Origin of the sequence: Alicyclobacillus suci (assembly GCF_017329615.1) — a bacterium.
GTDB lineage: Bacteria > Bacillota > Bacilli > Alicyclobacillales > Alicyclobacillaceae > Alicyclobacillus > Alicyclobacillus suci.
Genome location: NZ_JAFMTW010000031.1, coordinates 1 through 24759 on the forward strand (window position 1 = coordinate 1; position 24759 = coordinate 24759).

At 51.1% G+C, this 24759-nt stretch carries 26 protein-coding genes and 2 tRNA genes; 27 read left to right on the top strand and 1 reads right to left on the bottom strand.

What is annotated here, in order from left to right; genetic code table 11:
• Window positions 1-336 precede the first annotated feature (336 nt).
• The 26 genes from J3482_RS13875 (at window position 337) to ndk (ending at window position 23009) form a co-directional block, all read left to right on the top strand.
• Window positions 337-416, top strand: a tRNA-Leu gene (locus J3482_RS13875).
• A 178-nt stretch (window positions 417-594) separates the two neighbouring features.
• Window positions 595-1575, top strand: a complete 981-nt coding sequence (locus J3482_RS13880; protein WP_146823462.1) for a substrate-binding domain-containing protein — start codon at window positions 595-597, stop codon at window positions 1573-1575.
• 33 nt (window positions 1576-1608) lie between these two features.
• The gene (pepV, locus tag J3482_RS13885; protein WP_146823461.1) at window positions 1609-2988 is read left to right on the top strand and encodes a dipeptidase PepV; all 1380 of its coding nucleotides are present in this window, start codon (window positions 1609-1611) and stop codon (window positions 2986-2988) included.
• Window positions 2989-3044: 56 nt separating this feature from the next.
• On the top strand, window positions 3045-3653 hold the full coding sequence (locus tag J3482_RS13890) for an adaptor protein MecA (RefSeq protein WP_021298044.1): 609 nt from the start codon (window positions 3045-3047) through the stop codon (window positions 3651-3653).
• Window positions 3654-3822: 169 nt separating this feature from the next.
• Window positions 3823-5106, top strand: coding sequence for a Glu/Leu/Phe/Val family dehydrogenase (locus J3482_RS13895; RefSeq protein ID WP_328702267.1), 1284 nt, complete (start codon window positions 3823-3825; stop codon window positions 5104-5106).
• A gap of 81 nt (window positions 5107-5187) precedes the next feature.
• Complete coding sequence (locus J3482_RS13900; protein WP_321198839.1) at window positions 5188-5394, top strand: hypothetical protein; 207 nt, start codon at window positions 5188-5190, stop codon at window positions 5392-5394.
• Between the two features lie 143 nt (window positions 5395-5537).
• A complete protein-coding gene (sleB, locus tag J3482_RS13905) occupies window positions 5538-6359 on the top strand; it encodes a spore cortex-lytic enzyme (RefSeq protein WP_146823459.1) in 822 nt (273 codons plus the stop codon).
• Window positions 6360-6377: 18 nt separating this feature from the next.
• On the top strand, window positions 6378-7673 hold the full coding sequence (locus tag J3482_RS13910; protein WP_146823458.1) for a PepSY1/2 domain-containing protein: 1296 nt from the start codon (window positions 6378-6380) through the stop codon (window positions 7671-7673).
• A gap of 70 nt (window positions 7674-7743) precedes the next feature.
• Window positions 7744-8397, top strand: coding sequence for a flagellar brake protein (locus J3482_RS13915; RefSeq protein WP_236018250.1), 654 nt, complete (start codon window positions 7744-7746; stop codon window positions 8395-8397).
• Window positions 8398-8451: 54 nt separating this feature from the next.
• Entirely contained in the window at window positions 8452-8931 is a 480-nt protein-coding gene (locus J3482_RS13920; protein ID WP_206922571.1) for a hypothetical protein, read from the top strand.
• A gap of 201 nt (window positions 8932-9132) precedes the next feature.
• Window positions 9133-9810, top strand: a complete 678-nt coding sequence (gene cmk / locus J3482_RS13925) for a (d)CMP kinase (protein ID WP_146823452.1) — start codon at window positions 9133-9135, stop codon at window positions 9808-9810.
• A complete protein-coding gene (locus J3482_RS13930) occupies window positions 9800-10402 on the top strand; it encodes a lysophospholipid acyltransferase family protein (protein WP_146823450.1) in 603 nt (200 codons plus the stop codon). The genes cmk and J3482_RS13930 overlap by 11 nt, the downstream gene beginning before the upstream one ends.
• Before the next feature lie 378 nt (window positions 10403-10780).
• On the top strand, window positions 10781-11956 hold the full coding sequence (rpsA, locus tag J3482_RS13935; protein ID WP_146823448.1) for a 30S ribosomal protein S1: 1176 nt from the start codon (window positions 10781-10783) through the stop codon (window positions 11954-11956).
• A 148-nt stretch (window positions 11957-12104) separates the two neighbouring features.
• Complete coding sequence (locus tag J3482_RS13940) at window positions 12105-12665, top strand: hypothetical protein (RefSeq protein WP_146823446.1); 561 nt, start codon at window positions 12105-12107, stop codon at window positions 12663-12665.
• A gap of 68 nt (window positions 12666-12733) precedes the next feature.
• Complete coding sequence (locus tag J3482_RS13945; protein ID WP_188332276.1) at window positions 12734-14104, top strand: DUF512 domain-containing protein; 1371 nt, start codon at window positions 12734-12736, stop codon at window positions 14102-14104.
• A gap of 36 nt (window positions 14105-14140) precedes the next feature.
• Complete coding sequence (gene der, locus J3482_RS13950) at window positions 14141-15469, top strand: ribosome biogenesis GTPase Der (protein WP_146823444.1); 1329 nt, start codon at window positions 14141-14143, stop codon at window positions 15467-15469.
• A gap of 28 nt (window positions 15470-15497) precedes the next feature.
• Window positions 15498-16112 (top strand): glycerol-3-phosphate 1-O-acyltransferase PlsY, encoded by a 615-nt coding sequence (plsY, locus tag J3482_RS13955; protein ID WP_223204168.1) that lies wholly within the window; start codon window positions 15498-15500, stop codon window positions 16110-16112.
• On the top strand, window positions 16109-17149 hold the full coding sequence (locus tag J3482_RS13960; protein WP_146823440.1) for an NAD(P)H-dependent glycerol-3-phosphate dehydrogenase: 1041 nt from the start codon (window positions 16109-16111) through the stop codon (window positions 17147-17149). The genes plsY and J3482_RS13960 overlap by 4 nt, the downstream gene beginning before the upstream one ends.
• Window positions 17150-17235: 86 nt before the next feature.
• Window positions 17236-17619, top strand: a complete 384-nt coding sequence (gene gcvH / locus J3482_RS13965) for a glycine cleavage system protein GcvH (protein WP_021298060.1) — start codon at window positions 17236-17238, stop codon at window positions 17617-17619.
• Window positions 17620-17953: 334 nt separating this feature from the next.
• Complete coding sequence (spoIVA, locus tag J3482_RS13970; protein WP_021298061.1) at window positions 17954-19432, top strand: stage IV sporulation protein A; 1479 nt, start codon at window positions 17954-17956, stop codon at window positions 19430-19432.
• A 116-nt stretch (window positions 19433-19548) separates the two neighbouring features.
• Window positions 19549-19625 (top strand) — tRNA-Pro (locus J3482_RS13975).
• Window positions 19626-19691: 66 nt separating this feature from the next.
• Entirely contained in the window at window positions 19692-19934 is a 243-nt protein-coding gene (gene mtrB / locus J3482_RS13980; protein ID WP_021298062.1) for a trp RNA-binding attenuation protein MtrB, read from the top strand.
• Window positions 19935-20011: 77 nt separating this feature from the next.
• The gene (locus J3482_RS13985; RefSeq protein ID WP_021298063.1) at window positions 20012-20749 is read left to right on the top strand and encodes a heptaprenyl diphosphate synthase component 1; all 738 of its coding nucleotides are present in this window, start codon (window positions 20012-20014) and stop codon (window positions 20747-20749) included.
• A 2-nt stretch (window positions 20750-20751) separates the two neighbouring features.
• Window positions 20752-21480 carry a demethylmenaquinone methyltransferase gene (locus tag J3482_RS13990; RefSeq protein WP_146823438.1) on the top strand — a complete coding sequence of 243 codons (729 nt, stop codon included), beginning with the start codon at window positions 20752-20754 and terminating at the stop codon, window positions 21478-21480.
• Between the two features lie 30 nt (window positions 21481-21510).
• Window positions 21511-22494 (top strand): polyprenyl synthetase family protein, encoded by a 984-nt coding sequence (locus J3482_RS13995; protein WP_328702273.1) that lies wholly within the window; start codon window positions 21511-21513, stop codon window positions 22492-22494.
• A 65-nt stretch (window positions 22495-22559) separates the two neighbouring features.
• A complete protein-coding gene (ndk, locus tag J3482_RS14000; RefSeq protein WP_021298066.1) occupies window positions 22560-23009 on the top strand; it encodes a nucleoside-diphosphate kinase in 450 nt (149 codons plus the stop codon).
• A 42-nt stretch (window positions 23010-23051) separates the two neighbouring features.
• Here ndk and J3482_RS14005 read toward each other — a convergent pair whose 3' ends face one another.
• Window positions 23052-23951: a patatin-like phospholipase family protein gene (locus tag J3482_RS14005; protein WP_236018251.1), complete on the bottom strand. Its 900-nt coding sequence runs from the start codon at window positions 23949-23951 to the stop codon at window positions 23052-23054.
• Window positions 23952-23997: 46 nt separating this feature from the next.
• Between J3482_RS14005 and J3482_RS14010 the strand changes: the two genes are divergently transcribed.
• On the top strand, window positions 23998-24756 hold the full coding sequence (locus tag J3482_RS14010) for a CheR family methyltransferase (RefSeq protein ID WP_146823432.1): 759 nt from the start codon (window positions 23998-24000) through the stop codon (window positions 24754-24756).
• Window positions 24757-24759 lie beyond the last annotated feature (3 nt).

Below are 24759 nucleotides of genomic sequence, written 5' to 3' on the forward strand. Positions count from 1 at the left end.
CGGGACCTTGGGGCTCTTTTTGTGTTGGGGTAGAATTTGTGTTTCATATGTCGCGAATCTGTTGGATGCCACAAATAAGGCAGAAAGGTGCGGTATGCCCCCGGCCATGCCCTGCCACTGGCAACTCTTTGTCATAGAAATTACACAATCGTTGAACTCAGGAAGAGATATGAGGTAAATGGGAGTTTGTGTACAGGCCGGATAAGCATTTTGTATGGGAATGAATGGGTGCGCCAAGGAGGGAAGGGCGGCCAATTCTTGCGATTTGTGAGTTGTCATGATATATTTTAGCGGCAGCTCGGGAAGTTTGATGGTAAGGCATGTTTGTGGGGTCACGCGGGTGTGGCGGAATTGGCAGACGCACCAGATTTAGGTTCTGGCGGGCGACCGTGGGGGTTCGAGTCCCTTCACCCGCATCCAATTGATTGAAAATGGGCGGCTTTGCCGTCCTTTTTTGATTATAATATGAGCAAGCCCCAGATTCTTGGCTTATAATCAATCGCAATACCCATACATACTGAAGAAGCCGGTTAGGCTTTGTAGTGGGCAAACAAAATCTTGTAAGGACTTGGAATGGAGACGGAGGTGGGCGGGATGCCTGTAACAATATATGATGTCGCACGTGAGGCGAAGGTCTCGATGGCTACGGTATCGCGCGTGATCAACGGAACGGCTGTAGTGAAAGATGAGACCAAAAAACGAGTACAAGATGCGATTGCGCGATTGGGGTACCGGCCGAACGCGGTTGCGAGGGGATTGGCGAGTAAACGGACGCGGACGATTGGCGTCATTGTGCCGGATGTATCTGCCGCGTTTGTGGCGGAAATGGTTCGTGGTATTGAAGACATTGCGACCATGTATGATTACCATATTATTCTAGTCAACTCGGATGCTCAAGTCGACCGCGAGGTCAGTCTTGTGGGGACGATGTGGGAAAAGCAGGTTGACGGGATTATTTATATGACGAATGTGTTAAGTCAGAAGGAAATTGACGCGTTTGAAGAAGCGCAGATTCCTGTTGTGCTCTGTGCGACGGAAGATCCTGAGAGGCGCATTCCATCCGTCAACATCGATAATTACCGAGCTGGCCGCGACGCCGTGAATTTCTTGTTGGAAAAGGAATGCAAAGAAATTGCGTTCGTTACGACCGAGGAAGGGGCATCGGTTGTGGCGGATCGGCGGTTGCAAGGTGCGCAGAGTCGTATGCGAGACCAGGAACTCCATGTCATTCGCACTGGTCAAGGGCGATATGAAGTGGCGCTGGGCATTATCCGAGAATACCTTGAAAAGCACCCATTGGATGGTGTGGTTGCGGCGTCTGATGAATTGGGACTGGCAACGATTCATGCGGTACAGGACATCGGCCGACACGTGCCAAGGGATGTTAAGGTCATCGCGTTTGATAATACGCGCCTCGCCACGATGATTCGCCCTGAGATGACGGTGATTGCTCAACCGATGTACGATTTTGGGGCTGTGTCGATGCGACTTTTGACCAAGCTGCTGCAGGATGAACCTGTTGATAATTACTCGGTGACGTTACTGCATAATATTTTGGAACGGAAGTCGACCTGATTCTGCATATTGATAAACCAAGGGAATGGTTTTGTGTTTAAGGACTTCATTGAACAGCATCGTGAGACCATGATTTCGACGCTTCAAGATATATTGAAAATCGAGAGCGTTAAAGGACATCCGGTTCCCGATGGTCCGTTCGGGGCAGGTCCTGCAGAGGCGTTGTCTTATGTCTTGAAGCTTGCGTATGATCGTGGATTTGTGACGAAGAACATTGACGGTTACGCAGGTCATGTGGAGTATGGAGAGGGCGACGATTATATCGCGGTGGTCAGTCACTTGGATGTCGTCCCAGCTGGAGAAGGATGGAGCCATCCGCCTTATGGGGCGGTGATTGAGCAAGGGAAAATATATGCTCGAGGCGCCATTGATGATAAGGGTCCGGCTATGAGCACATTGTGGGCACTGTTCGCCATGAAGGCGCTTGGCGTCCAACCCAAACGCAAAATTCGCGTGATATTTGGGTTGGATGAAGAAAGCGACTGGCGCTGTATGGAGCATTATTTCCGTTACGAGCCGAAGCCGATAGGCGGGTTTACGCCCGATGCTTCCTTTCCGTTGATTTATGCGGAGAAGGGGCTAGTGACGTTGCGGATTGACGTTCCAGCAGATGCTGAATCGATGTCGGCGCAGGTGCTTCACTTTGCAGGTGGAGATAGAGTGAATATGGTGCCTGCTCATGCGATGGCTGAATTAGATTGCCATTCCTCGACCGCTGCCAGTGAATTTGCATTGAAAATCAGGAAATCCGCCAAGGAAGCGTCCATCAATGCCACTGTTGAGACGACCGATTCCACGGTTAAGATTTTTGTTGCGGGTGTTTCGGCACATGCGTCGCGCCCAGATGCAGGGGTGAATGCGGTTCTTCATTTAGCGCAGTTGTTGGGCACAGGGACTGTATCGAATTCGTCGATGTGGCGAACGGTTGGCTCGTGGGATACGGCTGGTCGGGCGCTTGGCATCGATGGTGCAGATGACGAAACCGGGCCGCTTACAGCAAACCTCGGACGGGCAGAACTGGTTGATGGTATGTATCATTTTTACATAAACATCCGATTTCCAATTCGTATGACCGCTGAGCAAATATTGCAGGATGTCCAGTCTTTCTTGTCGGACAAATGGCAGGTTTCCATCATCGAACATATGCCGCCGCTTCACGTGAATCCGTCCTCACCGTTGGTGGAGACATTAATGGATGTTTATCGGTCTTATTTTGGGGATGATGCTTCGCCAATCAGCATTGGCGGCGCGACATACGCGAGAGCAATTCCAAATGCGGTTGCGTTTGGTGCGCTATTTCCAAATCGTGAGGATTTTGCGCACAAAGCAGATGAAAACTGGTCCATTAGCGATTATTTAACATGTATTGAGATTTATGCGGAAGCCATGACACGACTCGCGAATACGCTATAATATAAGTTACAAGAAGTTTATTTTCTAACCCCGTTGCGCAAAAGGAGGGACGCCGCATGCGAGTTGAACGAATTGCCAAGGATAAAGTGCGTATCTTCATCAGTTACGATGATTTAGAGGAACGCGGAATTGACCGTGACGAGATATGGCACAACGGCAAAAAAGTTCAAGATTTATTTTGGGACATGATGGAAACCGCCTATATGGAAGTTGGTTTTGAGATTGCAGGTCCCATTTCCGTTGAGGCGTTCACCATGCCGACCGAAGGGGTTGTTGTCATTGTCACGAGAATTCCAAGCATACCAGGCGTTGCTCAGGATGATGACGATGACGAGGATGATGATAACCTCATTCATCGGCATACCAATTACGCGCAGTCCATCGACTCGCAACTTGTCTACGAGTTTGGCGAGTTCGACGATTTAATCGCGGTTTGTCATACCCTGGTGGACTACGACTTGGAAAGTTCACTGTTTCGATATCGTGACGCATATCATTTGTTGATTACAGACCCATTGGTTGTTGAAACATATCAAACCATTGCGTCTGTGTTGTCGGAATATGGGGAGCCGAGCAACGCGACAGATGCATTGCTGCACGAATATGGAAAAGAAATTCTCCACGAAAATGCGATTCGCGTATTGGCTGAACGTTTTCCAGTTTAAGAACTTTTATGGGCAGAGGGTGTCGAGTTGTCGACACGCCCCTGTCCTGTTTTTATGCCAATGATTTGTATCGCTTCTTTCAACGGTACAGCAGGCAGTGTATACTGACTACGTCTGTACGGTGGAAATTCGAACTCTCTATATTGACATTGTTAAGGTGGTTTGATTTGTGACTCAGGCTAGCTCATCGAATACGCAAGGAACTGGTACAGCAGAAAATACGGATGTTCTGTCCCGAACGCAGGACGTCATTCTTGAGGCATTACAGACGCTCGGGTACGATCAGCAGATGTATGATCTGCTGCGATTGCCGCTGCGCGTATTGACCGTGCGATTCCCAGTTCGCATGGACGATGGATCGGTTCGCGTGTTTACCGGCTACCGCGCTCAGCATAATGATGCGGTCGGGCCAACGAAGGGTGGCATTCGTCTGCATCCGGATGTGACACAAGAAGAGATTGAGGCGTTGTCCATCTGGATGTCCATTAAGTGTGGTATTGCTGATTTACCATACGGTGGTGGCAAAGGGGGGATTGAATGCGACCCTCGGGACATGTCATTTGATGAGATTGAACGGGTGAGCCGAGCGTACGTCAGAGCGGTCAGTCAAATTGTTGGATCGGCGAAAGACATCCCTGCGCCAGATGTGTTTAGTAATTCACAGAACATGGCGTGGATGTTTGATGAGTATTCACGTCTGCGCGAGTTTGACAGTCCGGGTTTCATCACAGGTAAACCTATCGTGCTGGGTGGAAGTAAGGGGCGCGAAAGTGCTACTGCGCGTGGCGTAGCCATTTGTATTGAAGAGGCGCTCAAAATTCGCGGGTTAAACTTGCACGATACGCGCGTGATTGTACAGGGATTTGGCAACGCAGGTAGCTACATTGCCAAGTTTATGTATGACGCGGGCGCGAAAGTCGTTGGTATATCTGACGCGTATGGCGCTTTGTACCGTGAAGAGGGATTGGATATCGACGAACTTCTTGAACGGCGTGATTCGTTTGGCACCGTCACGCGCCTGTATCGGCATACCATCAGCAATCGCGAACTTTTGGAGATGCCGTGTGACATCCTCGTTCCGGCGGCGGTTGAAAATCAAATTACGCAAGAGAACGCTGACCGGATTCAGGCGTCGATTGTGGTGGAAGCCGCCAATGGGCCGACGACAGCAGCGGCGACTGAGATTTTGACGGAGAAGGGCATTTTATTGGTGCCCGATGTGGTGGGCAATTCCGGCGGCGTGATTGTGTCTTATTTTGAATGGGTACAAAATAACCAAGGTTACTACTGGGAAGAAGACGAAATTGATGAACGCTTGGCTTCGCGCATGCGGACAAGTTTTCAGCGGGTGTACCAGACATCACTACGGTATAGAGTCAACATGCGACTTGCCGCGTACATTGTAGGCATTCAGCGGATGGCTGAAGCCGCAAGATGGCGCGGTTGGGTTTGAGTGTTTGATGGTTGGTCGATACTAGCCATTTAGAGAGAACGTTTCCTGGATTCCTGTGACGATGTATGAGGGGGGACTCTTGTGCGTTCTGAAGCGTTGATCCCGTTCAGCGATTCGGAAGTTGCCGGTGCTAGCACCCAGCGCATCAAGGTACACATTCACTGTCGGCAGTGCGGTGAAACCTTTATTTTGCGTGGAGCAAGAACGAGTAAAGGCCGGGTTGAGACCGGATTTAAGCGGTGTATTTGCAATAATGAAGACGATTTTGATGTCGAGCCGTTGGCTTAATCATTCCGGTACGTGATTGTGTAAGAATGAAGCCATATGCCTGTGGGAAACTCCCACAGGCATATTTTTTTTCGCCTCGTTGGACAATAAAGACAAATTTGAAGTAGAACCTTGCCCGTCAAGGGAGTAAAGGGAGTGAAAACATGGTGCGACGAGGATTTGTCTTTTTACGGTTGTTCATCTCCGTGATTGCGTTGTCGGTGGTGATTCCCACCGTTCATCCAACGCCTGTCGCCGCATTTACGGCCCGCAACCTGATGTATGGGAGCCAGGGCTACGATGTCGACGAACTGCAAAGTCGTTTGCGCCTATTGGGATATTATTGGGGCGATATTGACGGTGACTTTGGCTGGAAGACCTATTGGGCTGTGCGAACCTTTCAATACAATTTCGGCATGAAAGTCACAGGTGAAGTCGATATGGCGACCAAGTTGAAATTGGTGAAAGCGACGCCGAATTGGCACTACCAAGGGAGTCGTGGAGGGAATTCATCCGCATCGACGACCCAGTCGTCGTCTTCTAGTGGTGGGTCGACCGGTGGATCGACGACATCCTCCACGGCGGCGCCTGCAGGTGCTTCGGCCAGCTTCCCGGCGAGTGTCAATGGCTTAGATCAGAGTGACCTCAACCTCATGGCTCATGTAGTCTATGGCGAAGCGCGTGGCGAGTCATTTGAAGGGGAAGTCGCGATTGCTGCGGTCATCCTCAATCGTTTACACAGTGATAAATTTCCGAACACAGTACCAGGCATCGTCTATAGCCCGGGAGCGTTTTCCTGCGTCGACGACGGGCAAGTGAATTTGACGCCTGACGCAACGGCGAAAAAGGCAGTGATGGAAGCGGTTGACGGTTGGGATCCGACACATGGAGCGCTGTTTTACTTTAATCCGGCTAAGACCAGCAATGCCTTTATGTGGTCGAGACCAGAAATCATCACCATTGGGAACCATATATTTACAGATTGACGTGAGGAGGTTTTATCCATGTTGCACCGAGCTACGTGGGTCGCGGCCGGCGTTTTGGCTGTCGTGGCGGTCGGAACGACGGTCGGGTACTGGGGTTATGACCAAAAGCAGCAGAAGGACGCGTTCGTCCGCGCCGCACAAACGCAATATGAATCGTCGTTTCACCATCTGGTCAATGATGTTCGGGATATGCGGACTGAATTGGCGAAATCTATGCTTACGCAAGACCACGCGTCGTTCGATACGCACCTAAGCGACATCTCGCGTTTGTGCTATGCAGCAGAAGCCAGCCTTGGCAGGTTGCCATCCGACATCACACCATCGAGTAACTTGCAGGTGTATTTGCATCGTGTCGACAGTCAAGTACAAAGTTGGATGAAGCACGATAAGACGCCAGGGGACAAGGACGTGCGGCAGTCGCTCAATACGCTGTACGCGCAATCTGGTACATTTGTCAGCCAACTCGGTCAAATTCAATCCCAACTGGGCAATCAGGCGGACGCTTGGGCGACAGGCGCTAAGTCTGGCCAGACGGTAGGCTTTGCCGCCGATGGGTTGCGTCGGGTTGATCGGCAAGTTGCCTCATTTGCAGACAATCCGTTGCCGCAAGCTCCGAAACCAACGGCTGGCGCGAATCAGACGCTTCAAAAACAGCCCAAGATTACGGCAAACCAGGCTATCAAATCAGTCGCGAAAGTTGCGGGTGTGTCCGGAACAGGGTGGCAGGCTAAGTTATATCGGGGCGGATTGCCGACGGCCTATTTTAATGTCAAAGGCACTGTGCAAAATCGCCACATTTCCGCAGAGGTGAGTCAGTCTGGTGGACATTTGTTGACGTATTACGATGATAGACCGGTCAAGAGCAGTAAATACGATTTTGCGACGGCGGCAACAGATGCGACAAAGTGGTTGAAAGCACAAGGTTATGGGCCTGTTCAGCGAATCAATGCGATGCAGTATGATCACGCCGCCATGTTCACCTTCGCACCACTCGTGAATGGGATTCCGGTGATTGGACAGCCAATTTCAGTGCATATTGCACTGGATAATGGTCACGTGGTCGGTTTTAACGCCGCGCAAGTATACGCGAATCCTGTCGGCAAAGTGCCGAATGCAAAGTTGACAGTCGCGCAATTGCGCAAGCGCCTCAGCCCTGATTTTGAGGTGAAGATGGCGAAGCAAGTCATCGTTCAGGACGAGAATCGCAACTATATTCCGGCCGCTGCGTTTTACGGAACGATGAAGCAAGAGACGTACTGTATCGTCCTCAGTGCCATCGACGGGGCGGAAGTGAAAATTGATCATCTCACGTAATGATTCTTCCCCTTGTCCTTTCGCCTTCTGTGTATAATGGATGGCAGAGGATATGGAGGGAGGAAGCGGCATGCCGGTGAGGCCCACAGTGGGTACCACAGTTCGTATCAAATTGGGACCTCATGACACGGACGCCTACAAGTCGCGTGTTGCAGACATCGATGAGCAGTTTCTGTATATCGACATACCCGTAAACCCGCGGTCGGGGCGAGAATTGGAGATTCACGTAGACGATGAGCTAATTGTCGAGTACGCGGCATCCCCAAGTGAGATCTACCGTTACACGGCGCAGTCACTCGGTATTGCGTACATTCCAACACCCGCGCTGCGACTGATTTCACCCGCCGTCGCGAAGGGGTTGGAGCGTATCCAGCGCCGCGAGTTCTTCCGGGTATCAATTGATACAACCGTCCAATTGACGCGTGTGGAAGATGGGACGAGCAATCAGATGCAGAGCGTCGATATCAGTGGTGGTGGGCTCGCGGTGAAGGCGCGTGGGCAGGTGCCATATCGTCCAAACGACGTCGTGGAAGTCAGTTTAGTGTTGCCGTATATCGAATATGTGTTACACGCACGATGCCGGATTGTGCGGTTGGCAGCGGATGAGCAGACCCATGAGTGCATCGTTTCAATGGCATTTGAAAACATTCGTGAACGTGAGCGCGAGCAGATTGTCCGCTACACGTTTATGCGCCAACGCGCATTAAAGCAACAACAGCGTTGAAGTCAGCATATTCGCATCCACCATGCATAGCATAAGGCATGGGAGGGGATGTCCATGCCGTCAGGGCGAGAAAAACACCATTGGTTGCAATGGTTTGACGATTGGCTCATGCCCATCACGTTTGCTGTCGTGGCCGTACTCGTCGGAGTCCAAGTGGTTGCGCTCGTCCCGAGCGTTCGAACCGCCATCGACGCCAGGGAAGGGCGCTTTGTCGCGCAACCGACGGCGGCGATAGAGCACGCGCTTGCATCGGCTTCTGCGGTCGTCACGCTGTCTGCGAGTTCCGCAGCAGAGGCAAGCCACGTCGAAGTCCTGCTCAATGGCCAATCGCTAGGGACGTTTACGACCAATGAGATGCGCGTCACGGTTCATGATGGAGATCTCATTGAATTTGATGATAAATCGGGCGTAGCCGTGAATATTACAGTGGAGAACACGAGTGACAATCAACTGCTGTTGCCAGCTCCTGGACAGGTCGTCACGCTCGGCGGACAAGCACGGCACGCATCGCTGCCGAAGGCGGAATTTATCTAGCACTTCGTTTGTTCTGGCGGTGCTTTGTCCGTTGCCGTAAAATCTCTTGCTGTGGTACGATTGCTGGAGAAACGAGCCGCAGGCAAGTACTATGGGCACACGTTTGTGTGAGGTAGGGTGTCGTTGACGGCCTGCCTTTTTATGGTTGCGCTGTGGCGCGATAAAGTCAAAGTCGAAGAAGGAACAAGGGGTTACGGAAGCATGTCACCAATCAGCGTCGCTATCGACGGGCCGGCAGGGGCGGGAAAAAGCACTGTCGCAAAACTTGTGGCCGAGCGTCTAAATTTTTTGTACATAGACACTGGGGCCATGTACCGTGCTGTCGCCTATTTGTGCAATAAGGAGCAGGTGAATTGCTCGGATGGGGCGGCTGTTTCCCATTTGCTAAGCAATCACGATTTTCGCTTCGAGGAAGGGCATGATATGAATCTTCAGGTCTACATCGATGGCGAAGATGTCACCACTCACTTGCGCAACCCGGGCGTAAGCAAGTTAGTTTCGCTCGTCGCCGCCTTGCCGGAAGTGAGGTCTCGCTTAACGGAGTGGCAACGTGCTTTTGCAGTGAAACACTCTGTGGTGATGGACGGGCGGGACATTGGTACGGTCGTTTTGCCGCATGCGACTGTGAAAGTGTTTTTGACCGCCAATGTAGAAGAGCGAGCCCGGCGACGATTGAAAGAGTACCAAGAGCAAGGATTTGATGTTTCACTTGGAGAATTGATTCAGTCGATGGCTGAACGGGACAGGTTGGATAGTGAGCGCGAGGTGGCACCTCTATCTATTGCCGATGACGCGGTCAAAATCGACTCCACCGGGAAAACTATCAATGGCGTGGTTGAGGAAATTTTGCGCTTGGTGGAGAATGCCCATGTCCGCTAAGGTTCCCGACCTACGCAAGAAGACGCCGATGTTTCGTGCGGCGCGCCATGTCGTATACCTGTTCTTTCAACTTACATATCGGCCGAAAGTAGAAGGTTTGGAACGCGTTCCGATGTATGATGGCATCATTGTCGCATCGAATCATCTAAGCAATCTTGACCCACCACTGATTGGTATCTGTCTTCCACGTTTTATTCAATATATGGGCAAAATTGAATTGTTTCGCATTCCGCTGTTAGGCTCTCTGTTTAAAGCCCTTGGAGCATTTCCCATCCGGCGTGGACAGGTTGACAAAAAGGCGCTGCGAACGGCCATTGACATTGTTAAATCGGGTGGTTGTCTGTTGATGTTCCCTGAAGGCCACAGGTCGAAAACAGGGGAGTTAGGCCCCTTTGCGCCCGGCGTCGCCACCATTGCGCGCAAATCTGGAGGGTACGTGGTGCCGACAGCTATCTGCGGACCGTATCGACTGTTTCGTCGGATTGTCGTTCGGTTTGGCGAACCCATTTCAGCAGAGGGGATGTCTTCGGAAGAATTGACCAGGTTGACGCGCGCTCGAATTCAGGAACTTCTCGACGGACGTGATGGATAATCATGATGGACCTGAACTCGATTGTTCAAGTACTGGTGCTTTATGTTACAGTATCCTTAGGTATTTTTGCTTTACACTATGGTATTAAAGCAAAGTACGTTGGGCAAAGACACCGATTTCAGGACAAGTCGCCAGATCAAAAATTTGACTTTATTGCTCATTGGCGTCATAACTATGATATTCGGTGTTGGTTTTTTGCACGAAATTTGGCCGCAGTACGATGTGTTGTGGTTACCGATTTTAGGCATTCTAATCGTGGCAGTTGCCTGGACTCTCTTCCGTTTGCGAAGGCTTTCACCGAACACGAATTAACGCATGACCACGTTGTGCGTTGCCACATATACTTTTTGACACTATTGGAACAGGAGGCAAATCTTTATGTCTGAGGATTTACGCGAAATGCTGACCGACGGCGCGGTCCACGAAGGTGATATCGTGACCGGCGAAGTAACAGCCGTTGATGATAGCGGGGTGACGGTTGCGCTTTCCCACGGTTTTGAGGGTCATATCTCGCCACAGGAATTGTCTGCACTACCTGGCACCGAACCGGCGCAGGTGCTTGCTGTTGGCGACAATGTAACAGCTGTCGTGGTCAAAGTGGACATGGAGTCGGGGCAAGTTACACTCTCGAAGCGCCGCGCACAACAGGCCGATGCGTGGAACCGGATGCAGGAACTGCTTGAGAGCCAGGAGACGTTTGAAGTGGTTGTGCGCGACGTCGTAAAGGGCGGCCTTGTCGCTGACGTCGGCGTCCGGGCATTTATTCCTGCGTCGCTGGTTGACCGCCGCTTTGTCGAAGACCTCAATGAGTTTAAAGGGCAGACGCTGCGCGTGAAGGTCGTGGAAGTGGATGCCGAGAAGAACAAGCTCATCCTGTCGCGTCGTGCGGTACTGGAAGAAGAACAAGAACAAAAGGCGCACGATTTGATGTCTCATCTCGAACCGGGTCAAGTTGTTGAAGGTGTCGTCCAGCGTTTGACCGATTTCGGTGCCTTCGTCGATGTCGGTGGCGCAGATGGATTGGTACACATCTCCGAGTTGTCCTATAGCCACGTAGATCATCCTTCTGACGTCGTCAAGGAAGGCGACCATGTACAGGTTCGCGTCCTTCGTGTAGACCCGGATGCTGGTCGTATCTCGCTTTCCATGAAGGCAGCCCAGCCAGAACCTTGGGAACAGTATGCGACTCAATATCACGCAGGTGACGTCGTTCAGGGAACAGTCAAACGTGTCGTGGACTTTGGTGCGTTTGTCGAACTGCAACCAGGTCTCGAAGGGCTGGTTCACGTTTCCCAAATTTCGAATGAACACGTGGCGCATCCTGGCGATGTATTGGAGCCGGGTCAAGAGGTCACTGTTCGTATTCTAAGTGTCGAGCCGGATCGTCGAAGGATTTCGTTGTCTATGCGGGAACCAAGTGCTGCGCCAGCGGAGGCGGCTTCATCAAATCGTCGACGCGAGCCTCGACGTCAACCAGAGCGCCAGGTAGAAGCTCCGTCTTCAGGGACCGGTGCAACACTGGGCGATTTGTTTGGGGACTTGTTTAAAAAATAAATCGACCATTTGTAGCATTTTGGGGGCTATCCGATTCGTCCAGCAGGGTGCATCGGATAGCCGCCTTTTTTATGTGCTATGCCAGACTCGCTGAGAGAGGTTGTATATTCTCGACAGATATCCATACACTTCCAGATGGAGGTGTGCCATGAGTTTTCAAACATCCCTTACTTGTTGTGCTATTCTCCTCGTGCTGCCTCGATATGGCTTTCATGTGCGCCTTCGAATTCTGATTACATGCTTTTTACTCTTTACAATCCTGTCGGCTACCTTGTTGGAATCGGTCATCCCTGTTCAAATTTTGGTGGTGTTGACGTTGTTCGTTGTTAGCCTGCACATGTGGCCGGATGGGCGATTGTGCATGCACTGGCGAATCATTGTCATCGGCGCGATGACTGCCGTCTTTGAACGACGCTTTGACATGCTTTATCCATTCCAACGTCTATATGGTATCCCGACTGACTGGATTACGGTTATTGCGATGGTTCTCATCTGCGTGCTGCTGGCTGAAAACTCGGGGCAAGTGTGGTCAGCGTGGTGTATCTGTTATGTTGTCTGGACTGTGTTGGGTCTCGCAAGTCACGGCACGGTGAGTGCGATGTATCAACTAAACTGGTTTTGGGAGGGAGAATTGGCGTTTCAAGTGTACCACTTGATATATGACATTTTTTGTCGATGGCGTCTGCGGAATACACGGAACTTTGTATAATTTGACGAGAACCCGTCTATATCGCATAATGTCGAGATGTATGTAAAACGATCAGGAGGCAAATTCTCATGCCAAAAATTAAAGAAGTGAAACCCGGCTCTTTGGCAGAGGAACTTGATCTGCAGCCTGGTGATGAACTGATTCGTATCAATGGGACGACCATTAATGATATTGTAGATCTCCAGTTTGCGCTCGCCGACGAGACGATTGATATGGAAATCAAGCGCACTAACGGAGAGATCTGGCAAATTGAAGTCGATAAAGATTATGACGAGGGGTTGGGTGTCGAATGGGAACATCCAACAGTGGACCGCGTGCACTTGTGTCACAACAAGTGTGTGTTTTGCTTTGTGGATCAGATTCCAGGGCAGATGCGCAAGACGCTCAACGTTCGTGATGACGACTACCGGTTGTCCTTTCTACACGGCAACTTCGTGACGCTCACGAATTTGAAAGACGGTGAGTTGGAACGTATTGTTCGACTCAAAATGTCACCGCTCAACATTTCAGTGCACACCACCAATCCGACGCTGCGCGTGCGGATGCTTGGAAATAAGAAGTCAGGCGAAATTCTCAATCAAATTGCCTACCTCGCCGAGCATGGGATTGAAATGAATACGCAAATTGTGTTGTGTCCGGAATGGAACGACGGTGAAGAGTTGGACAGGACAATTCGGGAGTTGGCACCGTTTTATCCAGCGGTGCGGACGTTATCCGTGGTGCCGGTTGGCTTGACGCGCCATCGTCGCGGGTTGCATAAACTGCGTGGTTGCACACCCGAGGAGGCGCGCACGGTCGTTCACCAGATTCGCGCATGGCAAGAAAAACTGCGCCCTGAACTGCACACGTCATTCGTTCACGCTGCCGATGAGTTTTATGTGCTGGCCAATGAACCTGTGCCGCCGAGCGAATACTATGATGATTTTTCGCAGACGGAAAACGGCGTAGGCGTCATTCGTACGTTCTTGGACGAAATGGATGAAGCTCTTCCGCGAGCGCCAAAGACGTTGCCGACGGCTCGTCGCAAAGTAGGTATCGTGACCAGTGTATCCGCGGAAAAGACCATCCGTGAATCATTGGCGCGCTTGGATGGGGTACATGGCTTGCACTATGAGGTGTTTCCTGTCGTAAATAACTTTTACGGGAATAATGTCTCTGTAGCCGGCTTGCTGACAGGTACAGATATTATGGCTCAATTGGCCGGTAAAGTCGCCCACCTCGATACGGTGCTTGTGCCGGATATTATGTTGAAGGATGACGACGATATCTGTTTGGATGATTATCGGATTGACGATATTAAACGTGCTTTGAAAACGGATATTACAGTTGTCCCAGCTACGGGTACTGGATTGATATTTGGTACCTTAGGCTATACGCAAGCATTGCCGCCGCGCCGTCGCTATGAAGCGACACTGCGCAGCATGGCGCAAGCTCAGTAATCGTGACGCAATTTATGGTAAAGGGGAACAATGTTCATGGCTGCACCAGTCGTCGCGATTGTTGGTCGCGCAAATGTAGGAAAGTCAACTTTATTCAATCGCATTATCGGTGAACGGCTGTCGATTGTGGAGGATGTTCCTGGCGTGACGCGGGATCGCTTGTATGCGACAGGCGACTGGAATGGTGTGACATTCCACCTGATAGACACCGGTGGAATTGAGATGGACGAGTCAGATGAGATGGAAAATCTCATCCGCGTCCAAGCCCAATTGGCGATTGATGAGGCTGATGTAATTATCTTCCTCGTCGATGGGAAGGCCGGGTTGACCGTACAGGATGAGTATGTCGCAGAGTTTTTGCGCCGATCGAAAAAACCGGTCGTTCTCGGCGTCAACAAATTAGATCATTTTTCGCATCACGCGCAGAGTTATGAGTTTTATAGTTTAGGGTTTGGCGACCCCATTCCAGTTTCTGCGGAGCACGGTACTGGGACGGGCGATTTGCTGGATGCAGTGGTTGATCTCGTTTTGCCCTCGGAGCCTGAAGAAACGGATGAGGACACCATTCGCATCGCATTTATTGGTCGTCCGAATGTCGGCAAATCAAGCTTGGTGAATCGTTTGTTAGGCGAAAATCGAGTCATGGTCAGCGACGTGGCTGGCACGACCCGAGACGCTATCGATACCCCGCTGGAATTTGAGGGACAAAAGTACGTGCTCGTCGATACGGCAGGCGTTCGGCGCCGGGGAAAGGTCTATGAGAACATCGAGCGCTATAGTGTCTTGCGCGCGATGCGGGCGATTGAGCGGGCTGACGTCTGTTTTGTCGTGATCGACGGGAAACGGGGTATTGCCGAACAGGATAAAAAAGTTGCTGGTTACGCGCTGGACGCAGGCTGTGCGACAGCTTTTCTCGTCAATAAGTGGGATATAGTTGACAAAGACGACAAGACAGCGCATCGTTTTGAACAGGAGATTCGCAGTCATTTTCCGTTTATGCGGTGGGCTCCCGTCTTGTTTGTGTCGGCGTTGACCGGACAGCGCGTTACGAGAATTCTGCACATCGCCAAGGAAATCGCGGAGAATCATGTAATGCGGGTGCAAACTTCCGCATTGAACCGCGTTTTGGCCGATGCTCAGATTTCCGTTGCCCCGCCGTCGACCAAAGGTCGTCGGTTGAAGTTGTACTACGGTACACAGGCGTCTGTTAAACCGCCAACGTTCATCATCTTCGTCAACGACCAGGAGCTATCTCACTTTTCCTATGAACGGTATCTGGAGAATCAACTCCGAGAAGCGTTTGGATTTGTGGGGACGCCGATACGGATTCGCATGCGAACTCGCTCACAGACGTCTGAGGATTAAGGCGAGAGGGCTGGAGGACGAAACCGTGATCGTATTGTGGTGTATTTTGAGTATTATCATTGCTTACCTCATTGGGTCGATATCGACATCGACCATTGTGGTGAAAATGGTGTCTGGAAAAGACATTCGGCAGTTTGGGAGCGGTAACGCTGGAGCGACGAACACGTCGCGCGTGTTGGGCACGAAGTGGGGTATTACAGTACTCGTGATTGATGCGCTCAAAGGGATGATTGCCCTCTCGATTGTCTCTGCACTCGCGCACGCCAATCCGGTGGCACTTGCACTCAGTGCCATTGCGGTCGTCGTCGGTCACAATTGGCCCATTTATTTTGGATTTCGCGGCGGCAAGGGCATCGCAACCACCATCGGCGTGTTGCTGTGGATGGCTCCGCTGATGACTATCATAGCGGGTATTCTTTGTCTGGTGGTCATTGCCCTGACGCGCTACGTCTCGTTAGGCTCTTTGATTTTCGCCATTCTCATTCCAATTCTTCTGGGGGTTTGGGCTCCGTCGCATGAGGCGGCGCTCTGGGCTTCCATCGTGCTGGCCTTGCTGTCCATTTACAGCCATCGTCAGAATATCGGAAGACTCCTTCGGGGAAGCGAACGTAAACTCTTCGACAAAACGAGTGATCACTTGTGAAAGCAGCTGTGTTAGGTGCTGGAAGCTGGGGGACGGCGCTGGCCAATATCCTGGCTCAAAATGGCCATGAAACGACTATCTGGGGACGCGACAAACAGGTGGTCGAGGGTATGAATACACACCGCGAAAACAGTCGGTATCTGCCTGGTGCTGCCTTGTCGTCGGCCTTGCTGGCCAGTGATGATTTGTCAGTCGCTGTAGCTGGGGCAGAGCTGGTTCTTTTGTCGGTTCCATCGCGTGCTGTACCAGAATTGCTCCACGAGGCGCTGCCGTACATATCGTCGAGCGCACTTGTCGCTCACGCCGTCAAGGGGTTCATTCGGCCGGACAACCAGCGCATCAGCGAATACATAGCGTCTCGGTTGGAGCATCCGGATAAGCGTTTGGCTGTGATTTCAGGTCCTTCCCACGCGGAGGAAGTGATTCGTCAAGTGCCGACCACGGTGGTCGTCGCGAGCAAAAGTCAGTCCACCGCAGAACTGGTTCAGGACGCGTTGATGAATGCGACGTTTCGAGTGTATACGCAGGCTGACATCGTCGGTGTCGAGTTAGGTGGGACGCTGAAGAATATCATTGCGCTCGGCGTTGGAATGGCAGACGGGTTAGGGCTTGGTGACAATACGAAAGCTGCATTGATGACGCGAGGACTTGCGGAGATGACGCGGTTGGGCATTGCGCTTGGCGCTTCACCATTGACCTTCTCAGGCTTGGCCGGAATTGGCGACTTAATTGTCACCTGCACCAGCACGCACAGTCGAAATTTTCGCGCCGGACGCCTGTTGGCCACTGGATTGTCGCTAGAGGAGACGCTTGCGCGAATTGGTATGGCAGTGGAGGGGGTTGGAACTACCTTTGCTGCATTTGACTTGGCACAAGGTGTCGGGGTTGAACTTCCGATTACGGCTGTTTTGAAACAGGTCCTGGAAGGGGTGTGTTCCGCAGAAGAAGCTGTTTGCAAGCTGATGCAGCGGGACAAGAGTCACGAGATGGAAGATGTAGGCCAGCCTATCATTGCACATCAATGGCAATACCCCTGAAATATTGGCATCATGGCTTGGTAAATGTTTGGCCGTTTGCTAAACTGATGTTGATTTAGATTGAGTCTCGTTATGGGAGGGTCACCATGAGTAACGTCCCCGACAATCTCAGATATTCTAAGGAACACGAATGGGTACGTGTGGAAGGTAGCCGCGCGTACATCGGAATTACCGATTTTGCACAGGACGAGCTCGGAGATATTGTCTATGTGGAATTGCCGGAAGTGGGCACGCAACTGACCGTGAACGAAACGTTCGGCACAGTAGAGTCGGTGAAGACGGTTTCCGATTTGTTTGCACCTGTCACTGGCAAAGTCGTGGAAGTGAATGGCGGACTCGAAGACGCGCCTGAACGCGTCAATTCCAGCCCTTACGAAGATGGCTGGATGGTTGTCGTCGAACTGAGCGACAAAAGCGAACTGGACGCACTCATGGATGCATCGCAATATCAGCAACATATCAACGAGTGAGTATCGATAGTTTTCGCCGGTTGATCATCTGACTAGGATGGTTCAGCCGGTTTTTGTGTTTTGGAAGATTCACAATCGCCATTTCTTCGCCCAATCGCCACCGATATCTCGGTGCACGACTCCTCTTTTTTTTCCGCGCGTTCTACTTTGTTCCCACAAGCCGTATATATAGTCAACGTCAGGGACGAGTTGATAGGCAAGCATACCCTGGGGCTCGACGCATATATTTTCTACTGTCCACCGACACCGGGACAGTCTACGGGGATTGTCAGTGGGCCGGGGCAAGGCATGCGTACGTAGCAGTCTACGCCGGTCATCTTGAGGAGGGAGAAGCGTGGAAAAATTCGACGTCTTTAAGGACATTGCTGAGCGAACGGGGGGCGACATCTACCTCGGCGTGGTCGGCCCCGTGCGCACTGGCAAGTCGACCTTTATTAAAAAGTTTATGGAACTCATCGTGCTGCCGAACATCAAAGATGAGTCCGAACGGGTCCGCGCAACCGACGAGTTGCCGCAAAGTGCTGCAGGCCGTACCATTATGACGACTGAACCAAAGTTTATCCCGAACCAAGCGGTTGAGGTAGGGGTTGCCGAAGGGCTGGATGTGAACATTCGGCTTGTCGACTGCGTTGGTTATGCAGTCGAAGGCGCACGAGGATATGAAGATGAAGCGGGACCGCGCATGGTGACGACGCCGTGGTTCGACGAACCTGTCGCGTTCCAGGAAGCTGCTGAAATTGGCACGAGAAAGGTGATTGCTGACCACTCGACCATCGGTATCGTCGTGACGACAGACGGCAGTGTCGCTGAAATTCCGAGAGAAGGCTATGTGGACGCTGAAGAACGGGTCGTCGAAGAGCTGAAGGAACTCGGCAAACCGTTTGTCATCATCGTTAACTCGGTCAATCCGGAGCATCCGCGGGCGCAAGACCTACGCGATGAACTGATGACCAAATACGATGTACCTGTTATTGCATTGTCATGTGCCACGGTGACGACACACGAAATCAATTATGTGTTGCGCGAAGCACTATATGAATTCCCGGTGAAAGAGGTCAACGTAAACCTACCAAACTGGGTGATGGTGCTAGAAGAAGAGCACTGGCTGCGCCAACAATTTCATGACTCTGTGCGCGATACCATTCAAGATATCCGACGGATTCGCGATATTGACCGAGTCGTCGCGCAGTTCTCGGAATATGAGTTTGTGTCCAACGCAGGTTTGTCACACATGGATATGGGGCAGGGCGTCGCCGTTATCGATCTCGACGCGCCAGACGAATTATACGACCGCGTATTGACCGAAGTCGTTGGCGTTCAAATCACGGGTCGGGATCAACTTTTGCGCATGATGAAAGAGTTCACCTATGCGAAGCGCGAATACGACAAGGTGGCGGAAGCGTTGCGTATGGTCAAGTTGACCGGGTATGGAATTGCGCCGCCGGCACTCGAGGAAATGACCTTGGATGAGCCGGAACTCATCAAGCAAGGCTCTCGCTTCGGAGTTCGTTTGAAGGCGACGGCACCGTCCATCCATATGATTCGCGTGGATGTCGAGAGTGAGTTCGCACCGATTGTCGGCACAGAAAAACAGTCGGAAGAACTCGTGCGTTACTTGATGCAGGATTTCGAGAAGGACCCACTAAAAATTTGGGAGAGCGACATCTTCGGAAAATCGTTGGCCGCGATTGTCCGGGAGGGTATTTCCGGAAAGCTGTCATTGATGCCGGAAAACGCTCAGTTCAAACTCAAAGAGACGCTGCAGCGCATTATCAACGAGGGTAGCGGAGGTCTTATCGCAATCATTTTGTAAGTGGACGCCCCCGGGACTACCTGTACCGGGGGCTGTTTTTGTAAAATGCAGAATTTGAATCAAACCATTGCGGGGCAGAATAAAGTCGTCTATAATACATCTTGCGCCGTAAATAGCGGGATGTGGCGCAGCCTGGTAGCGCGCTACCTTGGGGAGGTAGAGGTCCCGGGTTCGAATCCCGGCATTCCGACCAGTGAACCAGCGTGAATCACGCTGGTTTTCGTTGTTTTCGGAACTTTTTTGGATAGGGGTGGACGTAATGGCTGATTCACCTGTTTTAGGAGATTATTTTGTCATCCGAGCACTCGAAAATGGCGTACAGGTAATTGGAATGACACGCGGGCCCGAAACGCGGTTTCATCATGCCGAAAAGTTGGACAAAAATGAGGTCATGATCGCGCAGTTTACAGAACACACGTCTGCAATGAAGATTCGTGGGAAAGCTTTATTATATACGGCCCATGGAGTCATCCGTACCGATGGAGAGCTCAATGAAAAGTAAGTGGGCTTTTGTGGTATACTCACTGAAGCGGTGTCCACAATGAACGGCGGATAGATACATAAGGAGATGACACGGGCTTGACGGATTGCAAGGATAGCTTATTTCGACGTGTCGAGCGTCTGGCACTGAAACATATGCAGCATGAGTATTTGCTTAAAAGCCAAATACGTCAATCCGTCAGTCGGTTTCATTTCGATGTCGGGTACGCGATTCTGTCAGCGGCAGATGTGTCCGAGTCCGAGATGGAACAGGTTTTAACCGCTGTATTGGTACTCGAGCAGGGGTTGTCCATTCACGACGATGTGGATACCTCGTCTGCAGAAAAGCAAGGACTTGTTGTACTGGCCGGGGATTACGACAGTAGCAAGTACTATTTTCTACTGGCTCAGCTGAGTGACAGTGCGTTGATGTACGCACTTTGTGATGCAGTGGCTCGGGTGAACGAGGCGAAAATGACGATTTCCACTGAGGGGAATCGACTTTCATCACAAGAGTACATGAGACTGACGGGAATTGCGCAGGGTCAATTGCTGACGGCGCTCGCCAACCATTATCTTGGTGAAACTGGGGCTTGGACCACACACATTGAATCACTTGTACAGGCACATATTGTACGAAATGAATTGCTTGCACGCCGGCCAAACCATAACTTTACGGTTCGTCAAGCATCAGAGTGGCTGTCCGATTCCATGCAGCGAGTGGGCACAATGCCGGCAACCGCGTTAGTCGGCCCCTTGTACAACTTTTTGGTTGAGTATTTTCAGCCCATTCAACAGACAGTCGAGCACTTGAGTTGGGCGGAGGGGAAGCACTGAGGATGCAGGGTGACAAGGCCGAACATGTTCATGAAGTGTTTTCTAAAATTGCGCGCCGATACGATGTGATGAACTCCGTCTTGAGTTTTCAGCAACATCGCTTGTGGCGCCATTTTGCCATGCGGCAGTTGCCCTTGCGGCGCGATTCGAAAATTCTCGACGTCGCAGCGGGAACGGGTGCGTGGACGTTTTCAATGGCAAAGCGATTGGGTCCGCAAGGCCATGTAACTGGCCTCGATTTTACCGAGGCGATGCTTGAGGTCGCACAAGAGCGGTTAGCTACCTGTCCAGAGCGAGACCGAATCGACTTTATTCATGGCAACGCAATGGACTTGCCTTTTGAGGACAATCAATTTGACATTGCCACCGTAGGATTTGCATTGCGCAATATGCCAAGTGTAGAAAAATGTCTGCAAGAGATGTTGCGAGTGGTGAAGCCAGGCGGCGTGGTCGTTTCACTCGAATTGTCCAAACCTGATTCGGCTCTGTTCCGGCGTTTGTACTACTTTTATTTTTATAAAGTACTGCCGCGCATCGGGTCGCTTGTGGTCAAAGACGATGCACCGTATTCATGGCTGCCGGAGTCGCTCATCGACTTTCCGAATCGTCACCAACTGGAACAAATATTTGTGGATTTGGGGATGACGAAGGTCAAGAGCTATCCACTGACTATGGGTATTGCGGCGCTCCACATTGGGTACAAGGCGCTGCCTGGACAGGAGACGATGTGACCCTGGTTCGGACAACCTTGAATGAGAGGCGTGACCCGGTTGGACTTTCATAGTGTTTATCAGAGGTACCGCGCTCAGTTAGAACAAGTTGAATACATATTGCACGACCGCGCGGCATCGCAGCAAATCGTTTTGGCAGAGGCGTCACAGCAGTTACTGGACGCTGGCGGGAAACGATTGCGACCGCTGTTTGCATTAATCTGTGGCACGACACAGCAATTGCACGAGGAGTCGGATGACCGCGTGGCCAAACTCGCTGCTGCACTCGAATTGACTCACATGGCGACGTTGGTGCACGACGACGTTATCGATCAGGCTGCGTTACGGCGAGGTCGACCCACTGTTCGGAGTGAGTACGGAAATCTTGCTGCAATGTACACAGGTGATTTTTTATTTGCTCGTGCGATTCAACTCTTGGCAGAGGTGGACAACCCAGACGTGCATCGCGAGATGTCGCTGGGAATGGTGCGGCTATGTCAAGGTGAAATTGAGCAAATTCGCGATTTCTATAATTGGGATCAATCGATTAAGACTTATTTGCGGAGAATTGAGCGTAAAACAGCTTTATTGATTGCGCTGAGTTGTGCGCTGGGCGCGCGTATGAGTGCAGCGAGTGCACATGATATATCCGCATTGCGCTTATTTGGTCATTATACGGGTATGGCCTTTCAGATTGTCGATGACATTCTTGACTTTGTGGGCAGTCAAGAGGTGGTGGGTAAGCCTGTCGGCGGCGATTTGCGGCAAGGGAATCTCACACTGCCAGCCCTAGTCGCCGCGCAAACGCCAAACGTGGGACGGCGGTTACGCGGTTTAATTCACGAGGGAATGAATCAAGACGATGTGCTGGAGGCGGTTTCCCTTGTTTTGGACACGCAGGGGTTGCACGTGGCCCGTTCTCTTGCACAACGTTATTTAGACAAGGCTCTGACGGTTTTGACGAGGGTCAGTGACGAACGGGTGCAGAAAGAGTTAGCCGTTTTGACGCAATTTGTTGCGGAACGCTCATTCTAGCTTGCGCAATGACCATCAAGTCTCGTACAATAGCGCTGGCAATCACAGCTAAAGGAGTGGCTTTTGTGGCAGTCGAAAAGACGTTTGTCATGGTGAAACCAGACGGGGTACAACGCGGTTTGGTTGGCGAAATTGTCAGCCGTTTTGAAAAGAAAGGGCTGAAAATTGTAGGCGCAAAGTTGATGCAAGTTCCACAGTCCCTGGCTGAAGAACACTACGCGGAACACAAGGAACGGCCGTTTTTCAAAGACCTCGTGTCGTTCATTACCTCTTCACCAGTTTTTGCAATGGTGCTGGAAGGGGATAACGCGATTAGCGTGGCGCGCACGTTGATGGGGAAGACGAATCCGGCCGAATCGGCACCAGGTACCATTCGCGGCGACTATGGGTTGACGATTGGCATGAATATCATTCACGGATCAGATTCTGCTGAAAGTGCTGCACGTGAGATCAATTTGTGGTTCAAGGGCGAGTCTGTTTCTTACGACCGAGCAGTCGACGCTTGGTTGGCGTAACATCACGAAACAAAAATAGCCCCTACTAGGGGCTATTTTTGTTTATACAGGCGTTTGTAAAAAGGTTAAGAGCGCGTCTCGCTGCTCATTGACCATGGCATTGCCAATTCGTACGCAGTCGGCCATTTCAGCAAATTTTCGCCATTTGATTTCGCTTAGATCGGGTTCTAATACATAAATTTTTGGCCCTGGAGAAATATCGTTGTCAATGGATTCACGAAGGAGAATGTCGAACGAGCGCGCAAGCACGTCAACTAATGTTGTAGGTATGTAATTTGCAGGTAGACGATACAGATTCACGGCGATAATTTTGTCACAACCAGCGTCTTGCAGTACGGACACCGGCACATAGTGACGCATGGCTCCGTCAACCAAGACAAAGTCATCCAGTACGACAGGCGAGAAAATACCAGGGAGTGCACAACTTCCAGTCACAGCTAAAGGGATGTTTTTCATTGGTACGTGAGCGTCGTTGCGAATGGTGGAATCGCTCGCGAATACGATTGGACGCCCGCTAATCAAATCCGTTGCGACAATGTAGAATGGTAATTGCGGTCGACGATGCACTAGCAATCGCTCGATATATTTGGTTAGTCGATGACCGCGTAGGAGCCCAGTCGGAACAACGGGTACTGAACCAGGTCCACGGCGGTGCAAGTGGTTGACCGTCCAAGTGTACAATGAAGACCACAATGGAAATCCATAGTCGAACAAGCGCAACCCAGGGAATGTAGCGAGCAGTTGCTGAAACTGTTCGTAACGGTAACCGTGTGCATAGAGGGCGGTGACCAGTGACCCGGCACTAGTTCCAGCGAGAACATCGGGTTCGATTCCAAGTTTTTCAAGTGCGCCAAGAACACCGATGTGCGCCGCGGCCTTTAAGGTTCCTCCACTCAGTGCCAATCCAATTTTTGGCGTGTTGGTTAGAGCGCCAATCTTCAAAAGTACCACCCCTTGGTGCGATACATATTCAGACGGAGGCATATCAATGGATGAGTTTGCATGGTTTATGGAACAGTTTCGGTTGCTGACGGGAATCGATTTAACCCGATATAAACGCCCACAAATGGAACGCAGATTGACGAATTTGAGAGATCGGCGAGGATATCGGACCTTTTCGGAATATATTGCGGCACTCAAATCGAACCGTGCGCTGATGGATGAATTGCTTGATAAAATGACGATTAACGTTTCAGAGTTCTTTCGGAATCCGGAACGCTGGACGCAGTTGCGTACTCTTTTATCCGCAATGGGGAAATCGCCCCGGGTTTGGAGTGCGGCCTGTGCGAGTGGGGAAGAGCCGTATTCACTCGCCATGTTGCTGCTTGAGCTCGGTCTTCATCAGCACCCAATTCTAGCGACAGATATTGACGAGCGCGTGTTACAACGCGCTGAAGAAGGCATCTATGCTGAGCCCCAAATACGAGGTATTGATCAAAACCTCCTGAATCGCTATTTTCTGCGGGAAGCTGATATATACCGAATTCGCGAACAGGTTCGCAAACAGGTGCAGTTTGTTAAACACAACTTGCTCGTTGACGATTACCCGCAAGGACTCGACTTAATCGTATGCCGAAATGTGCTGATTTATTTTACAGACCAGACCAAACAGCAAATTCTCGAGCGCTTTTGCAGCGCATTAAATCCTGGGGGCATCTTGTTCGTTGGTAGTACGGAACAATTCCTTGGCATGAATTTGGGCAGTTTGTCGCCCGTGGCGCCATTTATGTATCAAAAAGCCCAGTGATGC